Genomic DNA, 18,853 nt, shown 5'->3' on the forward strand with positions numbered 1-18,853 from the left:
CTATAGTAATACATTTCTTTATGTTTTGTCAATAGTTTTAATAAAAAAATAAGCTACGCTTCATAATGTAAAGCATAAATGTTTTTCAAAATTTTTGGCTTCTGAAAAATTTCGCTTTGAAAAATTGCATATTTCAAAAAAACGGCGTAGCTTATTTTCTGAATAAATTTATACTTTTCTAGTAAAGAAAAAAAAGAGAAGCTAAAAAGCTTCTCTTCAAAAATCAAATATATGATTATTTTATTATTGTATTTCTAACTTCTAATTTATAATTGTCTCCATCAATTAATTTTATTTTTTTGATGTAATCAGCAACTAAATCAGCTAATACATATCCTGTATCCATTCTATTTTGACCTACAGTTAATGTTTTATATCCATCTCCACCATTAGCCATATAATCATTTGCTGCTACAGAGTACATTTTATTTAATTCTAAAGCTTCTCCATTTACTTTTACATTTTCAACTTTTCCTTTGTTATTTGTCCAAGTAAGTCCAGCTGTATGTAAATGAGCTCCAATAGTTTCAGGTAATCCTGCTGCATAATTTAATACAGCCATTACTTCTTTTCCTGTCATATTCATTTTAAATACAGTGTTTCCAAAAGGTAATACTGTCAATACATCTCTATATGATATTTTTCCAGGATTAATATCAGCTCTTATTCCACCACCGTTTTGCAATGCAATATCAGCTTTTGTAAAATCTTTTATTGAATCTGTAATAATTTCTGCTAAAAGATTGTCTTTAGTTTCTGCAGTTCCATGAGAAAGAAGTATTTTTGTTTCTCCTATAGGTTTGTTTAACCCTTTTCCAGCTTCTGCTTTATATTTATCTAACATATCTTTTACAGCTTTATCTTCAGGTATTACATCTCCAATTGGATAATATTTATATTTTTTTATTTTTTTACCATCTTTTTCAACATAATATTTTTCTCTTTTTTTGAAGTTTATTTTTATTAATTTACCATTATAACTTACAATTTTTTTATTTTCTATATCCAAATCTAATCTTCCTAAAAATTTACCCCAAGAAGACGCTTGTACAATTATGCTTCCATTTACCTCAACTGGTTTATCTAATTCAGTATGAGTATGTCCATCAACAATAACTATTCCTGAAACAGCTTGTGCCAATTGTCTACTTCCTGCATATTTCTCTCTTTTATCTGTAAAATATCCTAAATGAGATAAAACTATTATTAAATCAGGATTATATGTTCTTTCTAATAAAGCTTTATATCTTTTTACATATTGAATTGGATCTCTAAAATCTAAATCTCCTACATGTTTAGGATTTCCAATCTCTTCTGTAGATTGAGTTGTTACTCCAATAACAGCAACTTTTAAATTTCCAACTTTCATTGTTGTATATGGTTGAAAATATGGTAATATATCTCCTTTTTTAAATATATTACAAGATAAAAATGGAAAATCTGCCCATTTCATTTGTTTTTTTAATACATCTCTTGTATGATCAAATTCATGATTCCCTATTGCTACTGCATTTAGTCCCATCATATTTAAAGCTTCAATATCTGGTTTTGCGTTTAATAAATCTGATTCAGGCATTCCTGTATTTATATCTCCTGCATGTAAAAATAAAGTATTTGGATTTTCTTTTTTTATCTCTTTTACTTTTGTAGCTATAGCTGCAAATCCACCTATATTCGGCATAGGATAACTAAAATATGGCCATGCATGACCATGCGTGTCATTAAGATGAAGAATTGTAATTTTCTCCGAAAATGCTCCTACTGTTACTACCAACATTGCTAATAATGCTACTAAAAATCTCTTTTTCATTGTAAAACCTCCTATATTAGTATTTTATAGTAAAAGGTTACCATCTTTTGAGCAAAAAGTCAACTTTTTATAAAATATTTTCTTCTATTTTTTTCATTAAAAAAAAGCTTTAAATCTGTTGCGTTCATTGACCTAAATCAAGTATACAATATCTATATTAATCTCTGTGTTGAAATAAGAAACAGTATATGATATAATATATTATAATATAATTTATAAGGAGGTGTTGGTAATGAAAAAGGTTGTTTTATTGTTGCTTTTATTAAGCTTTTCAGTTGTAATGAACGCTCAAGAAAACCTTTTCAAGGAAATTAAAGTAAAAAAGGCTATTCTATGTGAAAACGTCAAAGACAGAGCCCCTATTAAAGAAACAGACTCTTTTTTCAAAGGAGAGCGTGGATGGTTATTTTCTAAAATAGAAGGTACTGGAAAAAAAGATTATATTTTTCATATCTGGTATCATTATAATGAAGATAATTCAAAAAAAGTAATCGCAAAAATCAAATTAAATATAAACGGTTATCAATGGAGAACGTGGTCTAATAAATATTTAGCTCTTTCTGGAAAATGGGAAGTTGTAATTTTAGATTCTAAAGGCAATCAATTAGATTCAAAAGAATTTTATGTTTTAGAAAAGGAGAATAACAACAATGAAAAGTAGTGGTATAATTCAAGAAATCAAAGGAAACAAAGCAAAAGTATTAATGTATAAATCATCCTCTTGTGGTGGTTGTAAAACTTGTACAGAGGGTAGTAGATTTGCAGGAGAGTTTGAATTTATAATTGATGCTCCTGTAAAAAAAGATGAAGTTATATATTTCGAGTTAGATGATAATAAAATATTAAATTTAGGTTTTTTATTTTATATTTTCCCTGTTATATTTTTGTTCATAGGATATTTCATCTCTACATATTTTACAGAAAAAGAAGCTTTTAGAGTTTTGATAAGTTTTATAAGTTTCGCTGTATCTTTTTTCATAATATTTTTAATTGATAAATTCGTAGGAGAGAAATTTATCAAACAAATAAAAATCTCTGATGTATTTAAAAGTGATGAATTTTGTAAATAAGTACCCCTTTGAAAAGCACATTTTAATTTAGTTAAAAATGTATAACGATTTTAGAAAAATACTTAAATTAAAAAAGTCATAACTAAAAATAGTTATGACTTTTTTAATTTAAAACATCTTATCATAAAAAAATGCAAGGCATATAGCCTTGCATAAAATTTTTATCTTTTTGAAAATTGTGGACTTCTTCTTGCTTTCTTTCTTCCATATTTTTTTCTTTCTACCATTCTTGAATCTCTTGTTAAGAATCCTGCTTCTCTCAACACTTTTCTTAAAGTTTCATCATTTAATAATAGTGCTCTTGATATTCCATGTCTTATAGCTCCTGCTTGACCTGAAATTCCTCCACCTTTTACATTAACCAATACTTGAAATTTATTTAATGTATCTGTTAATTCTAAAGGTTGTTTAACTATCATAGATAATATTTCTCTTCCACCGAAATAATCTGCCATCTCTTTGCCATTTATAACAATCCCGCTTTCGCCAGGTATTAATCTAACTCTTGCAGTCGATGTTTTTCTTCTTCCTGTACCCCAAATTTGAATTCTTTCTGCCACTTATCTGACCTCCTTAAAGTTCTATCTTTTCAGGCTTTTGAGCCATATGAGGATGACTTGGTCCAGCAAATACTTTTAATTTTGTAAGCATTTGATTCCCCAATTTACTTTTTGGTAACATTCTCTTAACTGCCAACATAATAACTTCTTCTGGTTTCTTTGATATTACTTCTGCCAAAGTTCTATCTCTTAATCCCCCTGGATAACCACTATGGTTATAATATATTTTGTCATTTAATTTTGCACCTGTAACAACTATTTTTTCAGCATTTACAACTACTACAAAGTCTCCATTATCTACATGTGGTGTATAAGTAGGCTTCTTTTTTCCCATTAGCATCATAGCTATTTCTGTAGCCATTCTTCCTAATATTTTTCCTTCAGCATCTACTTCATACCATTTTCTATCTGTATCTTCTTTTCTAAGCATGAAAGTTTTCAATTGTTTCCCTCCTTAAATTTTCTTTGTTACGTTACGGGAACCTTTGTGGGAAAGGTCTATTAATTTTACTATATTTACTATGCTTTGTCAACCACTTTTTTTGAAAAATTAAATGAAATTCTAATATTTCAAAAATAAATTTAATAATTAGGAATGGCTTAAAAATAACATTCCCATTTTGTTATAAAATACGCAATGTTTTAAGCGTTTTTATAACAAAATATGAGAACATTATTTTTTAAACGTTCCTTAGCAACAATAAAACTAAAAATATTTATATCCTTTTAATCTAAAATCTATAATTCTTCCTAATCCTATAAACTTATCTTCAAAATATACCCTGTATTTATTGTTATTCCAATCTTCCTTTACTACAGTATTTCCATTTTTAAATAATTTCAATTCTGTTTCATTCTCCAATGTTAAATTTTCAAATTCTGAAAATGCTTCCTCTACATCAACTACAAATCCAAAATCATTATATAAAGCCATATCTTCTATCTTTGATAATGTAAAACTATTCTCAACTAAATATTCTCCTACGCTACTCCTTTGTAGCTCTGTCATTGTCCCATAACAGCCTAATTTTTCCCCTATATCATATATTAAAGTTCTAATATATGTCCCTTTTGATACTTTTGTCTCTATCATTACTTTTTTATCTTCAAATTTCAATAATTTTATATAGTCTATTTTTATTTTTCTAGCTTCTCTCTCAACTTCAATATTTTGTCTAGCTAATTCATATAATTTTTTACCATTTATTTTTATTGCAGAATACATTGGCGGCACTTGCAACTGTTCTCCAACAAATTCAGATAATACTTTTTCTAATTTTTCTTTTTTTATTTCAAAATTATCAACTTTTTTTATTATTTTTCCTTCTGTATCATAAGTATCTGTAGCATATCCTAATTCAAATTCTGCCCTATATACCTTTTCTTTTGCTTCTATATCTGATACTAATTTTGTTGCTTTACCAACACATACTACCAATACTCCTGTTGCCAATGGATCAAGTGTTCCTGTGTGTCCAATTTTTTTTTCATTTAATAATTTTCTTAATTTTCTTATTACATCAAATGATGTTATCCCTTTAGGTTTATTTACATTAATTATCCCTATCATAATTTTTCTATTATCCTCTTTCTATTTTCAAATCTCAAATATTCTGAATATCCAAAACTTTTTGCATATTCAGATGCTTGTTTTATATAATTTCCAGCATCTTCAGGTTTATGAGCATCCGAAGATAATATTATTGGCAAATCATATCTCTTTGCCATTTTCATAAATTCATTATATGGAGAAATCTCTTTTATTGGGTATCTATATAATGTTCCTGTATTTACATCTACTGCCATATTGCTATTTTTTAATGCTAAAACTGCTCTTTCTATTAATTCTCTCATATCCTCTTTTGGAAAATACCCATACATCCTTAAATTAAATGGATGTCCCAATATATCATATAATCCGCTTTTTGCCACTTTCTCTATCTCTTCAACATATTTTTCATAAACATTATATATATCTTTATTATCCCACTCTTTTTTTATTTGACTACTATCATAAGCCCATCCTTCTATAAAATGTATAGAAGTAATTAAATAATCGAAATTATATTTATCTAATATTTTTTTTACTCTATTTTGATTTTGAAAATTACAAATTTCCATTCCAAATTTTACTGGGTATCCTTTTCCTTTTAGTTCATTTATAAATTTTTCATAATCAGATATATAACATTTAAATTTATTTGTTTTCAACCATTTTTTTTGAAATTCTCCAATAAAACTATCATCTAATATCAAATCTTCATAATAAAGCTCTTCAAACTCTTTAAATCCATGACTATGTTCAGAAATCCCAAGTTCTGATACACCTCTTTTTTTAGCTGCATCAAAAAAACCTTTTACCCATTCTTCATCATAACTTCCATATTCAAAATGCATATGATAATCTGCTAACATAATTTATACACCTCTTTTTATTATTTCCAATACTTTTTTATAAACAATCCAGCTATTCTTATATTCAAATTGTATTGGGTAAATCTCTACTCCACTTTTCAATGCTCTATAAAAATTTTCTGCAAATTCTACATCAGTCTCCCAATTAGGCATAAATTTTTCTGCTTTAGATAATACAAAAATATACAAGCCTGCTCTTTCACCTTTTTCTTTTAATTCCATTAATTCTTTTAAATGTTTTACTCCACGTTTTGTTGGAGCATCAGGAAATATTGCTATTTCATCTCTACTTAAAGTACAACCTTTTACTTCTATCCAAATATTTTTATTATCTTTTGTCACTAAATAATCTAATCTACTGTTTTTATACTTTACTTCTGCTCTTATTGTATCTAATTTTCCTAATTGATTTAGATTATTTATTAATAATTTATCTCCAATTTTTCTATGATATGCAGAATTTATCAATATCCATTCTTCATCTTTTTTAGCTGCAATAACATCCCAATTTGTTTTTCTATTGGGGTTAGCAGCTCTTTTTATTAATACTTTGTTACCTTTATATAAAAGTTCTTCTAATCTTCCTGGGTCATGAACGTGCACTAATTCTATTTTATCACCTAATTTAACTTCTGCTAAATATCTATTTGGTCTTGATAAAAACTCTCCTTCTTCATCCCAATCTATTTTTAAAATTCTCATAGTTTTTCCCCTCAATTATTCACTCAATAATGGTACTGTTAATGAACCATATGGCATAACTAATATTTTTGAATCTTTTCCTTTTTTTTCTAATGCTTTTTCTATTGCTTCATCTAAATTTTTAAATGGTTTTATATGAACTGCTTTTATCTCTTTTTCAGGTAATTCTGTTACTCCCCAAGTTTCAGCCCACATATTTATTTCTGCCATTTTACCTGCTTTATGATATCCTAATTTATAATCTTTTTTTATTTTATCTAGCACCTCTTTTGGCGTTCCACAAGAAGCCATTAAATCAAAAAAAGTTTTACCTCCAATTCCCATTCTACATTGAGATACAAAAATTAAAATTCCATTTTCTTTTAATGCTAATTTTCCATTATCTATTGCTTTTTGAGATTGATATAAATCTATATCCATTGGATAAGGCGCTGCTGAAATAACAATATCCGCCTTTTCTTTAATTTCCACACAAAATACTTCATTTGCTTTATCTATTGCATTATAAAATGATTTTTCCAAATCTCCTGCTGTAAGTGCATATATATCATGTTCTCTATCTAACACTGTCATTATAGAAAATATATCTATATCTTTTAATACTTTCATTGCATCCATCATATCCTCATGAACTGGATTTCCTTTTAATGATAATGCTTTTGCAGTTGAATTTAAAGCTAATTTATGATTTTCAGTTATTGTTTCATATGATGCTACACCAGGTAAAAATCCTTTTCTTCCACCTGTATATCCTGCAAAATAGTGAGGTTCTACTGACCCTATCACTATTACTTTTTTAGCTTTAGCAACTATTTCATTTATATACATAGGAGTTCCATTTTTAGATTCTCCTAGATATATCATTTCATCTTTTTTAGAATCATGAGCCCATATTTTATCTGTTCCTTTTAATTCTCCATATATATCTTTTCCAAAAATAAATTCATATTCTTCATCGTTTGGAGCTCTATGTGCTCCTGTGGCAATTATAAATTGAAAGTTTTTACTCCTTAATTTAGGAAATATCTCTTTTAAAACTTTTATTGTTGGAGTTGGTCTTGTGCCATCATTTACAATTATAACTATTTTTTCATTTGAATCTATAAATTCGTTAAATTTTTCTTTATTTAACACTTCTTTTATTTGTTTTGTAGAATTAGTTTTTTCTACACTATTTGGATATAATATTTCTAATAAATTTTCCTCAGAAATATTCACTTCTAAATTATCTTTTCCATATGGTATCTTTACTTTCATTCTTTATTTCTCCTCCATAAATTTTTTGAAATTTATTTATTCTCTATTTAGGAACGGCTTAAAAATAACCTTATAATTTTGTTTTAAAATACGCAACAATTCAAGCGTTTTTATAACAAAATATAAAAAAATATTTTTTAACTATTCTTCAACTTATTTTTTTCTTTTTCAACATACATTTTTTCATCTGCCTTTTTTACAAAATCATCTATAACTGTATTTTCTTCATATTCTACAATTCCATGACTTGCAGTAACTTCAAACTTTAAATCTTTAGAATATTCTTCAAATTTTTCTTTAATTCTATCCCAAATAAATTCTGCTTGTTTTACATTACATTTATCAAATATAATTAAAAATTCATCTCCACCTATTCTACATAAAATATCTGAATCTCTCTTTACAGAAATTATTGCTTCTGCTACAGTTTGAATTAATATATCTCCATTTGAATGCCCAAAATTATCATTTACATACTTCAATCTATTTACATCTACAAAACATATTGATAAATCATTCTTATAACGATTAGCCTCTTTCATTTTTTGATTTAAAATATCTAAACCAATTCTTCTATTAAAAAGTCCTGTTAAGCTATCATAGTTGGCAAATATTTCTAACTGTTTTTCCATTTTCTTCCTATCTGAAATATTTATTGCAGTAATTAATATTTCATAGCTTTCTTCTTCCTCTATTATTGCATTAGATATAGATATCAACAAATATTTTTCTTTCATAAATCTATCATATACTTTTACTTCTAAATCTTTTACCTCATCGCCTAAAAATATGGTTTCAAAATTTTCTAAAAATTTTTCTTTATTGCCATCTGCAATTATTTCAACAAAATTTTCTCCAATAATATCTTTTTTCTCATAATGAAGAGTTTCTTCAAACATTTTATTCACATCTAAAATATCCAAACTTTCTGAAATTAACATATGTATTGCACTATTTTCTTCATATAAAAGTTTATACTTCTCTTTTTCTCTCTCCAATGTTTTTTGATATTTTTTAGTCTCTGTGATATCTATACCTACTATCCATATTTTCCATCCTTTTATATGAATGTGCGACATATTTATTACTTTTAAACTTCTTATAGTTCCATCTTTAGTTATTATTTCTCCACTTATGCTATCTTCTGCTTTTCCATTTTCCATATAGTCTAAAATTCTTTCTTTTTTATCTTTATCCTTTTTAGCTAATTTTTCAATTAGTTTTTCTAGTGTACTTATATCCTCTCTATCATAACCAAATTTTTCTTTACACATTTTATTCCACATTACAATATTATGTTTTTCATCTACAGCACCAATATATATTGGCAAATTATATATTATTCTTTCCAGTTCATCTTGCTTTTCTTGATTTTCTTCTGTTATTTTTCTAATAGTATCTAAAAGTCTGTTTAAATTATTTTTTATACTTGATACTTCATCATTACCATTAACATCTATATTTAAAAAGAACTCTTTTTCTTTTACCAAATATTTCAATCTGTTATCTAAAGTGTCTATTCTTTTTAAAACTTTTTTATCAATAATAAGAATTATTATTATTTCAATAAGCACTATTAATAAAAAAAATATTATTTCAACTGTTTTCAATATCTTTTTTATTGAATTATAATAATTTCTATATTTATCCAATATTATTTTTTCTTTTAATTTTTCAGAAGAAAAGTATCCTGTTATAGTTTTATCACCTATTTTTGTTATTTTAATTCCTTCATTTTTATAGTTTCCTTTTTTTATAATAATATTAATCTCATTTAAATTAGAATATTTCTTTATTATATCATCATTTAAAATATTTTCTTTTATTTGAACTGCCATAATATTATATTCTTGGGTTTCTATTTTTGTTACTTTTTTTAATAAAACATTATTAAATATAAATGTAAATAAGAATATAAACATTAATATAAATAACTCTGATATAATGACTTTATTTCTTATTGTCATTTCAATCACCCCTTTTAATTTATACCAGATATAAAGAAAGAGCCTTAGGCTCTCTCTTCATATCTCAATCACTCTATATTAGTATCTCTTAATATTTTGGCTGCTTTTTCTGGTAATTCTGGATTAATATAAAATCCACTTCCCCACTCAAATCCTGCTACTTTTGTTAATTTAGGCATTATTTCTATATGCCAATGATAATAATGTTGACCTTCTCCATTTATAGGAAGTGTATGTATCACAAAATTATATGCCGGATCACCTAATGCACCCTTTATCCTTTTTAATACATTTTTTAATATAACAGCTAAATTCATAACCTCTTTCTTTGTTATATTTTCAAAATTAGATGAATGTTTTTTAGGTAATATCCACGTTTCGTATGGAAATCTTCCTGCAAAAAATACAAATGCTATAAAATTATCATTTTCTTCTACTATTCTCTCTTTATCAGCAAGCTCCTGTGTTACAATATCACAAAATACACATCTATCTCTAAATTCATAATAATGCCTTGCTCCAGAAATCTCTTCCTCTACTCTTTTTGGCACAACTGGAGTTGCTATTAATTGCGAATGAGAATGCTCTAGTGATGCCCCTGCATCTTTTCCATAATTTTTAAATATCAATACATATTTCATTCTCGCATCTTCTTGAAGAGTCATATATCTATCTCTATAAGCCCAAATTACTTTTTCTACTTCATTATACTCAAGATCAGAAATACACTTATGATGTTTCGGTGTTTCAACTATTATTTCATGATGCCCCACACCATTCATTTTATCATAAATTCCAACACCTTTTTTCCCTATTTCCGATTCATCTTGTAATGCTGGATATTTATTTTCTAATACTCTAACCCACCATCCTGGTGAATTTGGTTTTCTGCCAGGTATTTTTTCATATGCCAACAATTCATCTCCAGATGTTTTTTCTTTTCCCTCACAAAATGGACATTTTCCACTTTCTTCTTCTAAATCAACCTTTACTTCTTCATCTTTATCTTTTCTATAATCACTTGGTCTTTTTGAACGCTCAGGTGCAAATATAACCCATCGTTTACTAACAGGATCTTTTCTTAGCTCTGACATTTTAGTCACCCTCTTTTAATTTTTTTCAAATAATTCACTTAGAGATTCATTATTATATACTCTTCTTATAGCTTCTGACAATAATAGATCAACTGATAAAACCTTTATTTTATCCAATTTTTTATCATCAGGAAGCTCTATAGAATTCGTTACAATAATCTCTTTTACTCTTGATTCTTTTAATCTCTCAATTGCAGGACCAGAAAATACAGGATGAGTACAACAAGCATACGCTTCTATTGCTCCTCTATCCAAAATTGCATCTACTCCACTTGTTATTGTTCCTGCTGTGTCTATCATATCATCTATAAAAATAGCTATTTTCCCTTCTACTTTCCCTATTACATTCATAACTTCAGCTACATTAGGTTTTGGCCTTCTTTTATCAATTATAGCTATTCCAGATCCTAACCATTCTGATAAAGCTCTAGCTCTCTTCACGCCCCCAACATCTGGTGACACAACTATAACTTTATCTCCTGAAAGTCCTTTATCTAAAAAATATTTAGCAAGTATCGGCATTGCTTCTATATGGTCTGCTGGAATATCAAAAAATCCTTGTATTTGATTTGCATGTAAATCCATAGCCATAATTCTATCTGCACCTGCTGAAGTTAAAAGATTAGCAACTAATTTTGATGTGATTGGTTCTCTTGGCTTTGATTTTCTATCTTGTCTTGCATATCCATAATATGGAATAACAGCAACAATAGATTTAGCTGAAGCTCTTTTTAACGCATCAATAAAAATTAATAATTCCATTAAATTTTCATTAACAGGATTTGATGTAGGTTGGACAACAAAAACTGTATCTCCTCTAACTGTTTCAACTAACCTTACATAAGTTTCACCATCTTTAAAGTTTACTATTTTAGCATTTCCTAAAGGTAGACCTAAATTTGATGCAATTTTTTTTGCTAAACTTACATTTGACGTTCCAGAAAATATTTTCAATTTTTCTCCTCCTAAAAGTTTTTATAGTTAATAAAAGTAAATACTTTTTATAAAAAAATAAGCTACGCTTCATCTGGTAAAACATAAATATTTTTCTAAATTTTTGGCTTCTTAAAAATTCCACCTTGAAAAATCGCATGTTTTAAAAAAATGACGCAGATTCTTTTCTAAATAAAATTTATACTTTCCTATTAAATAAAACAGTTATATTATACTATATTTATTATACAAGATTTTGCTAATTTTGTCCATTTATTTAATTTTTTTAAAACAAAAAAAGAAGCATAGCTTCTTTTTGTTTTAAAAAATTAATTTAAAAATTTCAAATAGTACCATTGTTAACCCTGCAGCAAAAGGTATTGTTATCAACCAAGATGCTACTATATCTTTTACAATAGCCATATTTAAAGCTGCAACCCCTCTACCAAGTGCTACTCCAATAACTGCCCCAATTAATGTATGTGTTGTTGATATAGGTAATCCCATTCGAGAAGCAACTAATACTGTTGTTGCTGCACCAAATTCTGCTGAAAATCCTCTTGTTGGAGTTAATTCAGTTATTTTTTCTCCTATAGTCCCTATTACTTTATAACCCATAGTTGCTACACCAACGACAATTCCTACTCCACCTAATGCTAATACCCACATTGGAACCGCTGCTGTTGTTGCAATAGATCCCGTTTTCACTACTGCCACAATCCCTGCTAAAGGTCCAATAGCATTTGCTACATCGTTTGCTCCATGCGCAAACGCTACATAACAAGCTGTTATTATTTGTAAATATCTAAATATTCCTTCTACTGATTTATATTCATCTCCTTTTGAATGTACATTTCTAAGTAAAACAAAAGATATTATATATATAACTATCGCTACTCCTGTTCCAATCAAAGAAGCTTCTCCAAAACTTAAATCTAAATGTAAATTTTTTAACCCTTTAAAAACTAATGATAAAGTCAATATAAAACCAGTCATTCCAACAAACAAAGGAGCTATTTTTTTCGCTCTTTCTACTGGCTTATCTTTTTCTAAAATAGTTCTTTCTATTATTTTAAAAACTATAAGAGCAATTATTCCTCCCATTAATGGAGAAACTACCCAACTCAAAACTATATTCCCAATTTTACTCCAATGAACTGCTCCTATCCCTTTTGACACTATCCCAAATCCTACAACAGAACCAACTATTGAATGTGTTGTTGAAACAGGAAGTCCAAAATGAGTTGCTAAATTTAGCCATAATCCTGCTGCTAATAATGCTGCCAGCATCCCAATTACAAATATCTTAGGATCAGTAAATACATCTGGTGATACTATTCCTTTTCTTACTGTATTCGTTACATTCGATCCTGCCAATACTGCACCTAAAAACTCAAAAATCGCTGCTATAATAACTGCCTGTTTCAATGTAATTGCTTTTGACCCAACTGATGTTCCCATGGCATTAGCTACATCATTCGCTCCAATATTCCATGCCATATAAAATCCAACAATTAATGCTATTCCTAAAATGATTGTCATGCTTGACATAATGTAAAATTCCTCCTATTTTTTTTTAGAAATCTTTTTTATAATCTATTCCATAATTTGCAGAAAAAATAAAATCTGCAAAATAAAACAATTAATTTAATATCAGTCTAAATCTATTACTTAATTTTTCTGATATATTAGCCAAATCTCCCATTACTTTTATTATTCTCATCCACATATAAATTGCAACTGGCGACTCTTTCCCTTCAAGTGCAAGTAATTTTCTTGTAAAATCTAACCCAACATCATCAGCTAAACTTTCTTTTCTTTCTAAATGTTTTAATATTTTTACAACTCTCTCAACCTCTGGACCTTTAAATCCAACTTCAAACAGATTATTTATTTCTTTTATAGTTTTAATTCCATCTTTTGCAGCTTTTAATATAGCTTCTGTTAATTTTTTATAATCCTCTACTAACTCTTTAGGAATTTCCATCTTTCTAAGTGAAAATAATTTTGCTATATCTTCCGATACATCTGCAATCCCATCTTGAGCTGTTAATATCGATAAAATTTCTCCTTTATCAATTGGTAATAACAAATTTTTTGACAAAGTAACCCTAAGTTCATCTTTTACCACATCAGCTTCATGTTCGTACTTATAAATTTTTTCCGATACTTCTGAAATTTGATCACTCTTTCCTTCACCTACAAGTTTAAGTAATTTTTCTAATTCATCCAAACATAATTCAACTTTTTCGATATGCTCTACCATCCCTGTAAATGGCGATTTAGCAAAGATGCTTTGAAATTTTATCATTTAATTACCTCCTTCTATTTTCATAATATTAAGTATAGCATATTTTACAAATTTTTAAAATTATTTTTACATTTTTTTTACATTAAAATTTATCTTTTTAAGTTTTTTAGTCGATAATAAAAGTACAAATACAATTAGGAGGTGTTTCCAATGAATTTAGATGAATCGAATTTTTTACAAATCTTTTTAATTAAAGAAAGTTCTTTAGACACAGAAAATTGGATTTTGACCTATAGTTCAAAATTTAGAGAAATTGTAGAAGGGGGTGTTTCCAAAATTGAGGATATTAAATTTTTTCTTTATAACAATTAAATATATAAAATTATAAAAAGGTGAGTTTAACTATTAAAAAATAGATAAAATCACCTTTTTATATTATAAACTTTTTTTTGATACTTCTACTAATTTAGCAAACTCTTCTGCATTAGATACTGCAAGCTCTGCTAGAACCTTTCTATTTAATTCAATTCCTGCTTTTTTCAAACCATACATAAATTTACTATATGATAATCCACTTAATCTTGCTGCTGCGTTTATTCTAATTACCCATAATTCTCTCATTTTTCTTTTTCTTTGTGCTCTATCTCTTGTAGAAAAAGCCATTGCTCTCATTACAGCTTGTTTTGCTTGTTTAAAATTAGTACCAGATGCACCTCTAAATCCTTTTGCTTCATCTAAAACTTTTTTATGGTTTTGTCTTCTTACTTTTCCAGTTTTAACTCTAGCCATCTATATCCCTCCTAACTATTTCTTATATTTATCTTCCTTCTCCAGTTGGCAATAATTTTTTAATCTTTCTTGCTTTTCCAGGTTCTACTACCATGTCACCTCTTAATTTGTTCTTTCTCTTTTTTGATTTTTTAGTCATTATGTGATTTGTTCCCGAATGTTTTACTACAAATTTCCCAGTTCCTGTTACTTTAACTCTTTTTTTTGTTCCTCTATGAGTTTTCATTTTAGGCATAATATATCCTCCTTCCAAGATTTTATTTTTTTGGTGTTAATATCAAAAATTTTTGATTTTCTTTTGAGCCAAATTTTCTTTCTACAGTAGCTATTTCTTCAAATTGTTTAGCTACTTTTTCTAATAATTTTATACCAATTTCAGCATGCATTCTTTCTCTTCCAAAAAGCATTAAACTTACTTTTACTTTATTCCCCTTATTTAAAAATTTTAATATTTTATTGCTTTTAACTTCAAGATCATGAGTATCTATTCTTGGTTTAAATTTTATCTCTTTTACTACAATTACTTTTTGATTTTTTTTAGCATCTTTTTCTCTTTTTCCTTTTTCATACTTAAATTTTCCATAATCCATTATTTTACATACTGTTGGATTTGCATTTGGAGATATCTCCACCAAATCTAATTCCGCTTCTTGTGCTATTTTCAAAGCTTCTCTTGTTGAAACTACCCCTAATTGATTACCATCTGCTCCTATTAACCTAACTTCTTTTTTTGTGATTCTTTCGTTTATTCTTGCATCTTGACTAATATTAAAACACCTCCCTAAAAATTCAAAAATAGCAGAGCGTACTTAGCCCTGCTACTTATCAAGTCAATTATAAATTACTTTTTCGTTAACCCTATTAAGCTAAAATTTTATAATGCCAATAAGGTGAGAAACAAGGCCGTTTCTTCTTTATTAAATATCTACTATTCATTTTTATATATTATACATAATATTATACAATAAGTCAATCATTTTTTTATGGTGCGCCCAGGGGGAATCGAACCTCCAACCCCTTGATTCGTAGTCAAGTACTCTATCCAATTGAGCCATGAGCGCATAAAAGAAAAATAAGCTACGCTTCATATGGTAAAACATAAATGTTTTTCTAAAGTTTTGGATTTTAAAAAATTCCATCTTGAAAAATCGCATATTTCAAAAAAACGGCATATCTTATTTTCTGAATAAATTTATACTTTTATAATTAATAAAAAAATAAGCAGGTAAAGTACCTACTTTAAAGTTACTAAAATTATGGCGGAGAAAGAGGGATTTGAACCCTCGATCCAGGTTTAAGCCCAGATACTCCCTTAGCAGGGGAGCGCGTTCAACCGCTCTGCCATTTCTCCATATATAAATCTCAAAAATAAAAAAGTGGCGGAGGAACTGGGATTCGAACCCAGACACCTTTCGGTTTCGCCGGTTTTCAAGACCGGTCCCTTAGCCATTCGGACATCCCTCCATCGCGAGAAGTATATTACCATATCTTTATTAATTTGTCAACAACTTTTTTTATTTACTAAAAAAATAGGTTACAGTTCAGGTGTCAATGTTATTTAGTTAAGGATTTTATAAAAACTCTACTCCTCCCTTGTTGTCGGTTTCTCTTATCTAGGAGAAACCTATAGCGTGGATATTTGGCTTTTTTAATACTTTTTTCCCAATATTCTGCACTTTAATTTTTTCTTATCTAGGGTCTTTAAAAAAATTAATGAGTCATTTGTTTGAAAAATAAAGTTCTTCTATCTTATCATTTTTAAGTCATTTATAAATTACCATTTACTTTCAATTTCATCTTTTAATTCATTTAAATTAATTTTTAAAATTTTAGCTTCTTTAATAACTTCATTTAATTTCTCATTACAAAATTTTTCTTTTTTATCTCTTAATATTTTTTCTACTACTCCATCACATACAATATTTCCTATTCCTCTTTTATTTTCTAAAATTTTCTTTTGTTGTAAGTCTTTCAAAGCATTCATTATTGTATTTGGATTAACTCCAAATTCTAATGCAAAATTTCTTATACTTGGAATTTTATCTCCCTCTTTCCAAACACCTGACAAAATATTATCTATTATTATACTTTTTATTTGTTCATAAATTGGGACCTTTTTCTTAAACATTTCCCTACCCCTTTATGTTTTGTCTTTTAGATATAAAATATAAAATTGTTCCTAATAAAATAAAATTTATACTAAATACTATTAATGTTTGATTCATTCCATAAATACCTTTATAACTGAAAAAATATTGCAACTTCTTAATAAAAATATTTTCTAAAATAGTTGTTATCCATAAAAATGCAAAATTATATATTGTAGAATTATTTTTTTTAACAATATAATATATAATTGCATATGTAATCAGATTTAAATATATTAATCCATAATATATTACATCTATGACCTTTAATAAAGGAATTGTAAAACCATACGAATCATTTAAATCATTACCAAATATCATAATCAATAAAAAATATATTGCTGTATTTAATATTATCCAAATAAACGAATATAAATATACTGAATAAATTTTCACATCTAAATCAAATGGCAAAAGATAAAAATATCTCTTTTCTCGAATAAAATTTTTTAACATAAAAAATACTCCTGCTGAAATATTAAATATCCAGGCAATTTTAGCTCCAATAATAATAAACATATCTATCTTTGACATAGCTGTAAAATAATTAACTCTAAATACCCAATCTACAGTTATAGGATTTAAAAAGGATAATATCACAATTGCAACATATGAAAATACTCCTAATATTAATATTCTTTTATGCTCGATCTTAATATTCATCTTCAACAAACAATAAATTTGTTTTAATTTATTTTTCATAGTTATTATCCCCTTTCATCTTTATTATACTTTCTAGAAATGTTGCTATATCTATATTTTTAAAATTAATATCTGAATACTTTTTTATATTCTGTACAAGTATATACTTTTCATCAAATATTTTTCTTTCGTTAATTATATCTTCAGCCTCTATATTTTTGCTCTCTTCCTCTTTTGCCCAACCAAAATTTTGGTCTACATAATCTTTTTCCCCTTTGTACAAAATATTACCGTTATCAATAACAATAAATTCATCTAATATGTTTTCAAACTCTTCAATGTGATGAGAGGCTATCAATATAATTTTTTCTTCGTTAAAATATTCTAATATATCTCTTATAACTTCTTTTTGAGCAATTATATCTATCCCTTCTGAAACCTCATCTAAAATTAAAACTTTTGGATTTACCGCTACTGAATAATAAAACCATATTCTTTTTTTCCAACCTTTAGAAAAAGATTTTATCTTTTTCTTTTTATTAATTTTTTCTCTCTCTATAAATTCTAAAAATTTCGTCTCATTCCAATTTTCATAACACCTACCTAATATAATTAAATCTTTTACTTTAAAATCATCTTTTTCTATAACTTCTGGTAAGTAAAATATTTTTTTTAGATAATTTCTACTTCTTTTTTTTGCTTCTTCTCCATCTAACATTATATTTCCATCATAACCAACCAATAAACTTGATATCATTTTTAATAATGTTGTTTTTCCACTTCCATTTCTTCCTAAAATTCCATAAATTTTTCCTTTTTTTAATTCTAAAGATAAATTTTCATACATATTTTTTTTAAATCCATATCCAAAATTTAAATTCTCAATTTTTAACATATTTTTACCTCCTTTTCTTATTCACTGTTGCAGTATACTATAACAGTGAATACTTGTCAAACAAAAACTATGCTTATCTCTTTTCTCTTCTCCCGTGCATTTGCGTAAAGTAATAAATTTTCTTGGTGAAATTCCCGTTAAGCAGTTTCCGCTGTCTGAGCGTAGCGAGTTTGGAAACTGTAGGGAATGAGCCTAGAAAATTATTACTTGGAGCATCAGCACTTGATTTTTTGTTACTTTTTTATCAAGAAAAAAGTAAAGATTCTTTCTTTCATCATAATTAACTTAAAATTAAAATTAATAGTTTACAAGAATATAACT

At 27.1% G+C, this 18,853-nt stretch carries 21 protein-coding genes and 3 tRNA genes; 3 read left to right on the forward strand and 21 right to left on the reverse strand.

Annotated features, from left to right (window positions below; all coding sequences use genetic code 11):
• Positions 1–235: 235 nt before the first annotated feature.
• The gene (locus RDY08_RS06985; RefSeq protein WP_307903657.1) at positions 236–1,810 is read right to left on the reverse strand and encodes a 5'-nucleotidase C-terminal domain-containing protein; all 1,575 of its coding nucleotides are present in this window, start codon (positions 1,808–1,810) and stop codon (positions 236–238) included.
• Positions 1,811–2,042: 232 nt separating this feature from the next.
• Here RDY08_RS06985 and RDY08_RS06990 point away from each other — a divergent pair, with 232 nt between their 5' ends.
• Together RDY08_RS06990 and RDY08_RS06995 are read left to right on the forward strand one after the other, a co-directional pair.
• Entirely contained in the window at positions 2,043–2,471 is a 429-nt protein-coding gene (locus RDY08_RS06990) for a DUF2914 domain-containing protein (RefSeq protein WP_307903658.1), read from the forward strand.
• Positions 2,461–2,880, forward strand: coding sequence for a SoxR reducing system RseC family protein (locus RDY08_RS06995; RefSeq protein WP_307903659.1), 420 nt, complete (start codon positions 2,461–2,463; stop codon positions 2,878–2,880). The genes RDY08_RS06990 and RDY08_RS06995 overlap by 11 nt, the downstream gene beginning before the upstream one ends.
• Positions 2,881–3,041: 161 nt before the next feature.
• Here RDY08_RS06995 and rpsI read toward each other — a convergent pair whose 3' ends face one another.
• The 11 genes from rpsI to RDY08_RS07050 all read right to left on the reverse strand — a co-directional run bounded on the left by rpsI (position 3,042) and on the right by RDY08_RS07050 (position 14,119).
• Positions 3,042–3,440, reverse strand: coding sequence for a 30S ribosomal protein S9 (rpsI, locus tag RDY08_RS07000; RefSeq protein ID WP_307903660.1), 399 nt, complete (start codon positions 3,438–3,440; stop codon positions 3,042–3,044).
• 13 nt (positions 3,441–3,453) lie between these two features.
• On the reverse strand, positions 3,454–3,870 hold the full coding sequence (rplM, locus tag RDY08_RS07005) for a 50S ribosomal protein L13 (RefSeq protein ID WP_307905451.1): 417 nt from the start codon (positions 3,868–3,870) through the stop codon (positions 3,454–3,456).
• 276 nt (positions 3,871–4,146) lie between these two features.
• Complete coding sequence (gene truB, locus RDY08_RS07010) at positions 4,147–5,010, reverse strand: tRNA pseudouridine(55) synthase TruB (protein WP_307903661.1); 864 nt, start codon at positions 5,008–5,010, stop codon at positions 4,147–4,149.
• Positions 5,007–5,855 (reverse strand): histidinol-phosphatase, encoded by an 849-nt coding sequence (locus RDY08_RS07015; protein ID WP_307903662.1) that lies wholly within the window; start codon positions 5,853–5,855, stop codon positions 5,007–5,009. Before RDY08_RS07015 ends, truB begins: the two co-directional genes overlap by 4 nt.
• Before the next feature lie 3 nt (positions 5,856–5,858).
• On the reverse strand, positions 5,859–6,557 hold the full coding sequence (gene sfsA / locus RDY08_RS07020; protein ID WP_307903663.1) for a DNA/RNA nuclease SfsA: 699 nt from the start codon (positions 6,555–6,557) through the stop codon (positions 5,859–5,861).
• 15 nt (positions 6,558–6,572) lie between these two features.
• Positions 6,573–7,814 (reverse strand): lactate racemase domain-containing protein, encoded by a 1,242-nt coding sequence (locus tag RDY08_RS07025; RefSeq protein ID WP_307903664.1) that lies wholly within the window; start codon positions 7,812–7,814, stop codon positions 6,573–6,575.
• Positions 7,815–7,951: 137 nt separating this feature from the next.
• Complete coding sequence (locus tag RDY08_RS07030; protein ID WP_307903665.1) at positions 7,952–9,781, reverse strand: sensor domain-containing diguanylate cyclase; 1,830 nt, start codon at positions 9,779–9,781, stop codon at positions 7,952–7,954.
• A gap of 68 nt (positions 9,782–9,849) precedes the next feature.
• Positions 9,850–10,875 carry a galactose-1-phosphate uridylyltransferase gene (galT, locus tag RDY08_RS07035; RefSeq protein ID WP_307903666.1) on the reverse strand — a complete coding sequence of 342 codons (1,026 nt, stop codon included), beginning with the start codon at positions 10,873–10,875 and terminating at the stop codon, positions 9,850–9,852.
• A 15-nt stretch (positions 10,876–10,890) separates the two neighbouring features.
• On the reverse strand, positions 10,891–11,829 hold the full coding sequence (locus RDY08_RS07040; protein WP_307903667.1) for a ribose-phosphate diphosphokinase: 939 nt from the start codon (positions 11,827–11,829) through the stop codon (positions 10,891–10,893).
• A 300-nt stretch (positions 11,830–12,129) separates the two neighbouring features.
• On the reverse strand, positions 12,130–13,359 hold the full coding sequence (locus RDY08_RS07045) for an inorganic phosphate transporter (RefSeq protein ID WP_307903668.1): 1,230 nt from the start codon (positions 13,357–13,359) through the stop codon (positions 12,130–12,132).
• A 91-nt stretch (positions 13,360–13,450) separates the two neighbouring features.
• The gene (locus RDY08_RS07050) at positions 13,451–14,119 is read right to left on the reverse strand and encodes a TIGR00153 family protein (protein ID WP_307903669.1); all 669 of its coding nucleotides are present in this window, start codon (positions 14,117–14,119) and stop codon (positions 13,451–13,453) included.
• Between the two features lie 150 nt (positions 14,120–14,269).
• On the opposite strand from RDY08_RS07050, the gene RDY08_RS07055 reads away from it, so the two are divergent.
• Positions 14,270–14,431, forward strand: a complete 162-nt coding sequence (locus RDY08_RS07055; protein ID WP_307903670.1) for a hypothetical protein — start codon at positions 14,270–14,272, stop codon at positions 14,429–14,431.
• Positions 14,432–14,494: 63 nt separating this feature from the next.
• Here RDY08_RS07055 and rplT read toward each other — a convergent pair whose 3' ends face one another.
• From rplT to RDY08_RS07100, 9 genes are all read right to left on the reverse strand, one after another.
• The gene (rplT, locus tag RDY08_RS07060) at positions 14,495–14,848 is read right to left on the reverse strand and encodes a 50S ribosomal protein L20 (RefSeq protein ID WP_307903671.1); all 354 of its coding nucleotides are present in this window, start codon (positions 14,846–14,848) and stop codon (positions 14,495–14,497) included.
• 28 nt (positions 14,849–14,876) lie between these two features.
• Positions 14,877–15,083: a 50S ribosomal protein L35 gene (gene rpmI, locus RDY08_RS07065; protein ID WP_307903672.1), complete on the reverse strand. Its 207-nt coding sequence runs from the start codon at positions 15,081–15,083 to the stop codon at positions 14,877–14,879.
• Positions 15,084–15,105: 22 nt separating this feature from the next.
• Positions 15,106–15,645 (reverse strand): translation initiation factor IF-3, encoded by a 540-nt coding sequence (gene infC, locus RDY08_RS07070; RefSeq protein WP_307905452.1) that lies wholly within the window; start codon positions 15,643–15,645, stop codon positions 15,106–15,108.
• 187 nt (positions 15,646–15,832) lie between these two features.
• Positions 15,833–15,909: transfer RNA gene (locus RDY08_RS07075), tRNA-Arg, on the reverse strand.
• 196 nt (positions 15,910–16,105) lie between these two features.
• Positions 16,106–16,199: transfer RNA gene (locus RDY08_RS07080), tRNA-Ser, on the reverse strand.
• 26 nt (positions 16,200–16,225) lie between these two features.
• A tRNA-Ser gene (locus tag RDY08_RS07085) sits at positions 16,226–16,312 on the reverse strand.
• Between the two features lie 310 nt (positions 16,313–16,622).
• Positions 16,623–16,976: a GntR family transcriptional regulator gene (locus RDY08_RS07090; protein ID WP_307903673.1), complete on the reverse strand. Its 354-nt coding sequence runs from the start codon at positions 16,974–16,976 to the stop codon at positions 16,623–16,625.
• 4 nt (positions 16,977–16,980) lie between these two features.
• Positions 16,981–17,697 carry a hypothetical protein gene (locus tag RDY08_RS07095; protein WP_307903674.1) on the reverse strand — a complete coding sequence of 239 codons (717 nt, stop codon included), beginning with the start codon at positions 17,695–17,697 and terminating at the stop codon, positions 16,981–16,983.
• Complete coding sequence (locus RDY08_RS07100; protein ID WP_307903675.1) at positions 17,687–18,532, reverse strand: ATP-binding cassette domain-containing protein; 846 nt, start codon at positions 18,530–18,532, stop codon at positions 17,687–17,689. The genes RDY08_RS07095 and RDY08_RS07100 overlap by 11 nt, the downstream gene beginning before the upstream one ends.
• Positions 18,533–18,853: the final 321 nt, after the last annotated feature.

It is taken from the genome of Haliovirga abyssi, from assembly GCF_030295325.1.
GTDB lineage: Bacteria > Fusobacteriota > Fusobacteriia > Fusobacteriales > Haliovirgaceae > Haliovirga > Haliovirga abyssi.

What these genes read in the sequence shown, in the direction of transcription:
- RDY08_RS07055 (WP_307903670.1), top strand. Translation starts at nt 14,270, where the DNA reads ATGAATTTAGATGAATCGAATTTTTTACAAATCTTTTTAATTAAAGAA.
- RDY08_RS06985 (WP_307903657.1), bottom strand. Translation starts at nt 1,810, where the DNA reads ATGAAAAAGAGATTTTTAGTAGCATTATTAGCAATGTTGGTAGTAACA.
- RDY08_RS07015 (WP_307903662.1), bottom strand. Translation starts at nt 5,855, where the DNA reads ATGTTAGCAGATTATCATATGCATTTTGAATATGGAAGTTATGATGAA.
- RDY08_RS07100 (WP_307903675.1), bottom strand. Translation starts at nt 18,532, where the DNA reads ATGTTAAAAATTGAGAATTTAAATTTTGGATATGGATTTAAAAAAAAT.
- RDY08_RS07025 (WP_307903664.1), bottom strand. Translation starts at nt 7,814, where the DNA reads ATGAAAGTAAAGATACCATATGGAAAAGATAATTTAGAAGTGAATATT.
- truB (WP_307903661.1), bottom strand. Translation starts at nt 5,010, where the DNA reads ATGATAGGGATAATTAATGTAAATAAACCTAAAGGGATAACATCATTT.
- RDY08_RS06995 (WP_307903659.1), top strand. Translation starts at nt 2,461, where the DNA reads ATGAAAAGTAGTGGTATAATTCAAGAAATCAAAGGAAACAAAGCAAAA.
- sfsA (WP_307903663.1), bottom strand. Translation starts at nt 6,557, where the DNA reads ATGAGAATTTTAAAAATAGATTGGGATGAAGAAGGAGAGTTTTTATCA.
- RDY08_RS07030 (WP_307903665.1), bottom strand. Translation starts at nt 9,781, where the DNA reads ATGACAATAAGAAATAAAGTCATTATATCAGAGTTATTTATATTAATG.
- RDY08_RS07050 (WP_307903669.1), bottom strand. Translation starts at nt 14,119, where the DNA reads ATGATAAAATTTCAAAGCATCTTTGCTAAATCGCCATTTACAGGGATG.
- RDY08_RS07045 (WP_307903668.1), bottom strand. Translation starts at nt 13,359, where the DNA reads ATGTCAAGCATGACAATCATTTTAGGAATAGCATTAATTGTTGGATTT.
- rplM (WP_307905451.1), bottom strand. Translation starts at nt 3,870, where the DNA reads ATGCTTAGAAAAGAAGATACAGATAGAAAATGGTATGAAGTAGATGCT.
- galT (WP_307903666.1), bottom strand. Translation starts at nt 10,875, where the DNA reads ATGTCAGAGCTAAGAAAAGATCCTGTTAGTAAACGATGGGTTATATTT.
- RDY08_RS07090 (WP_307903673.1), bottom strand. Translation starts at nt 16,976, where the DNA reads ATGTTTAAGAAAAAGGTCCCAATTTATGAACAAATAAAAAGTATAATA.
- RDY08_RS06990 (WP_307903658.1), top strand. Translation starts at nt 2,043, where the DNA reads ATGAAAAAGGTTGTTTTATTGTTGCTTTTATTAAGCTTTTCAGTTGTA.
- rplT (WP_307903671.1), bottom strand. Translation starts at nt 14,848, where the DNA reads ATGGCTAGAGTTAAAACTGGAAAAGTAAGAAGACAAAACCATAAAAAA.
- RDY08_RS07095 (WP_307903674.1), bottom strand. Translation starts at nt 17,697, where the DNA reads ATGAAAAATAAATTAAAACAAATTTATTGTTTGTTGAAGATGAATATT.
- rpmI (WP_307903672.1), bottom strand. Translation starts at nt 15,083, where the DNA reads ATGCCTAAAATGAAAACTCATAGAGGAACAAAAAAAAGAGTTAAAGTA.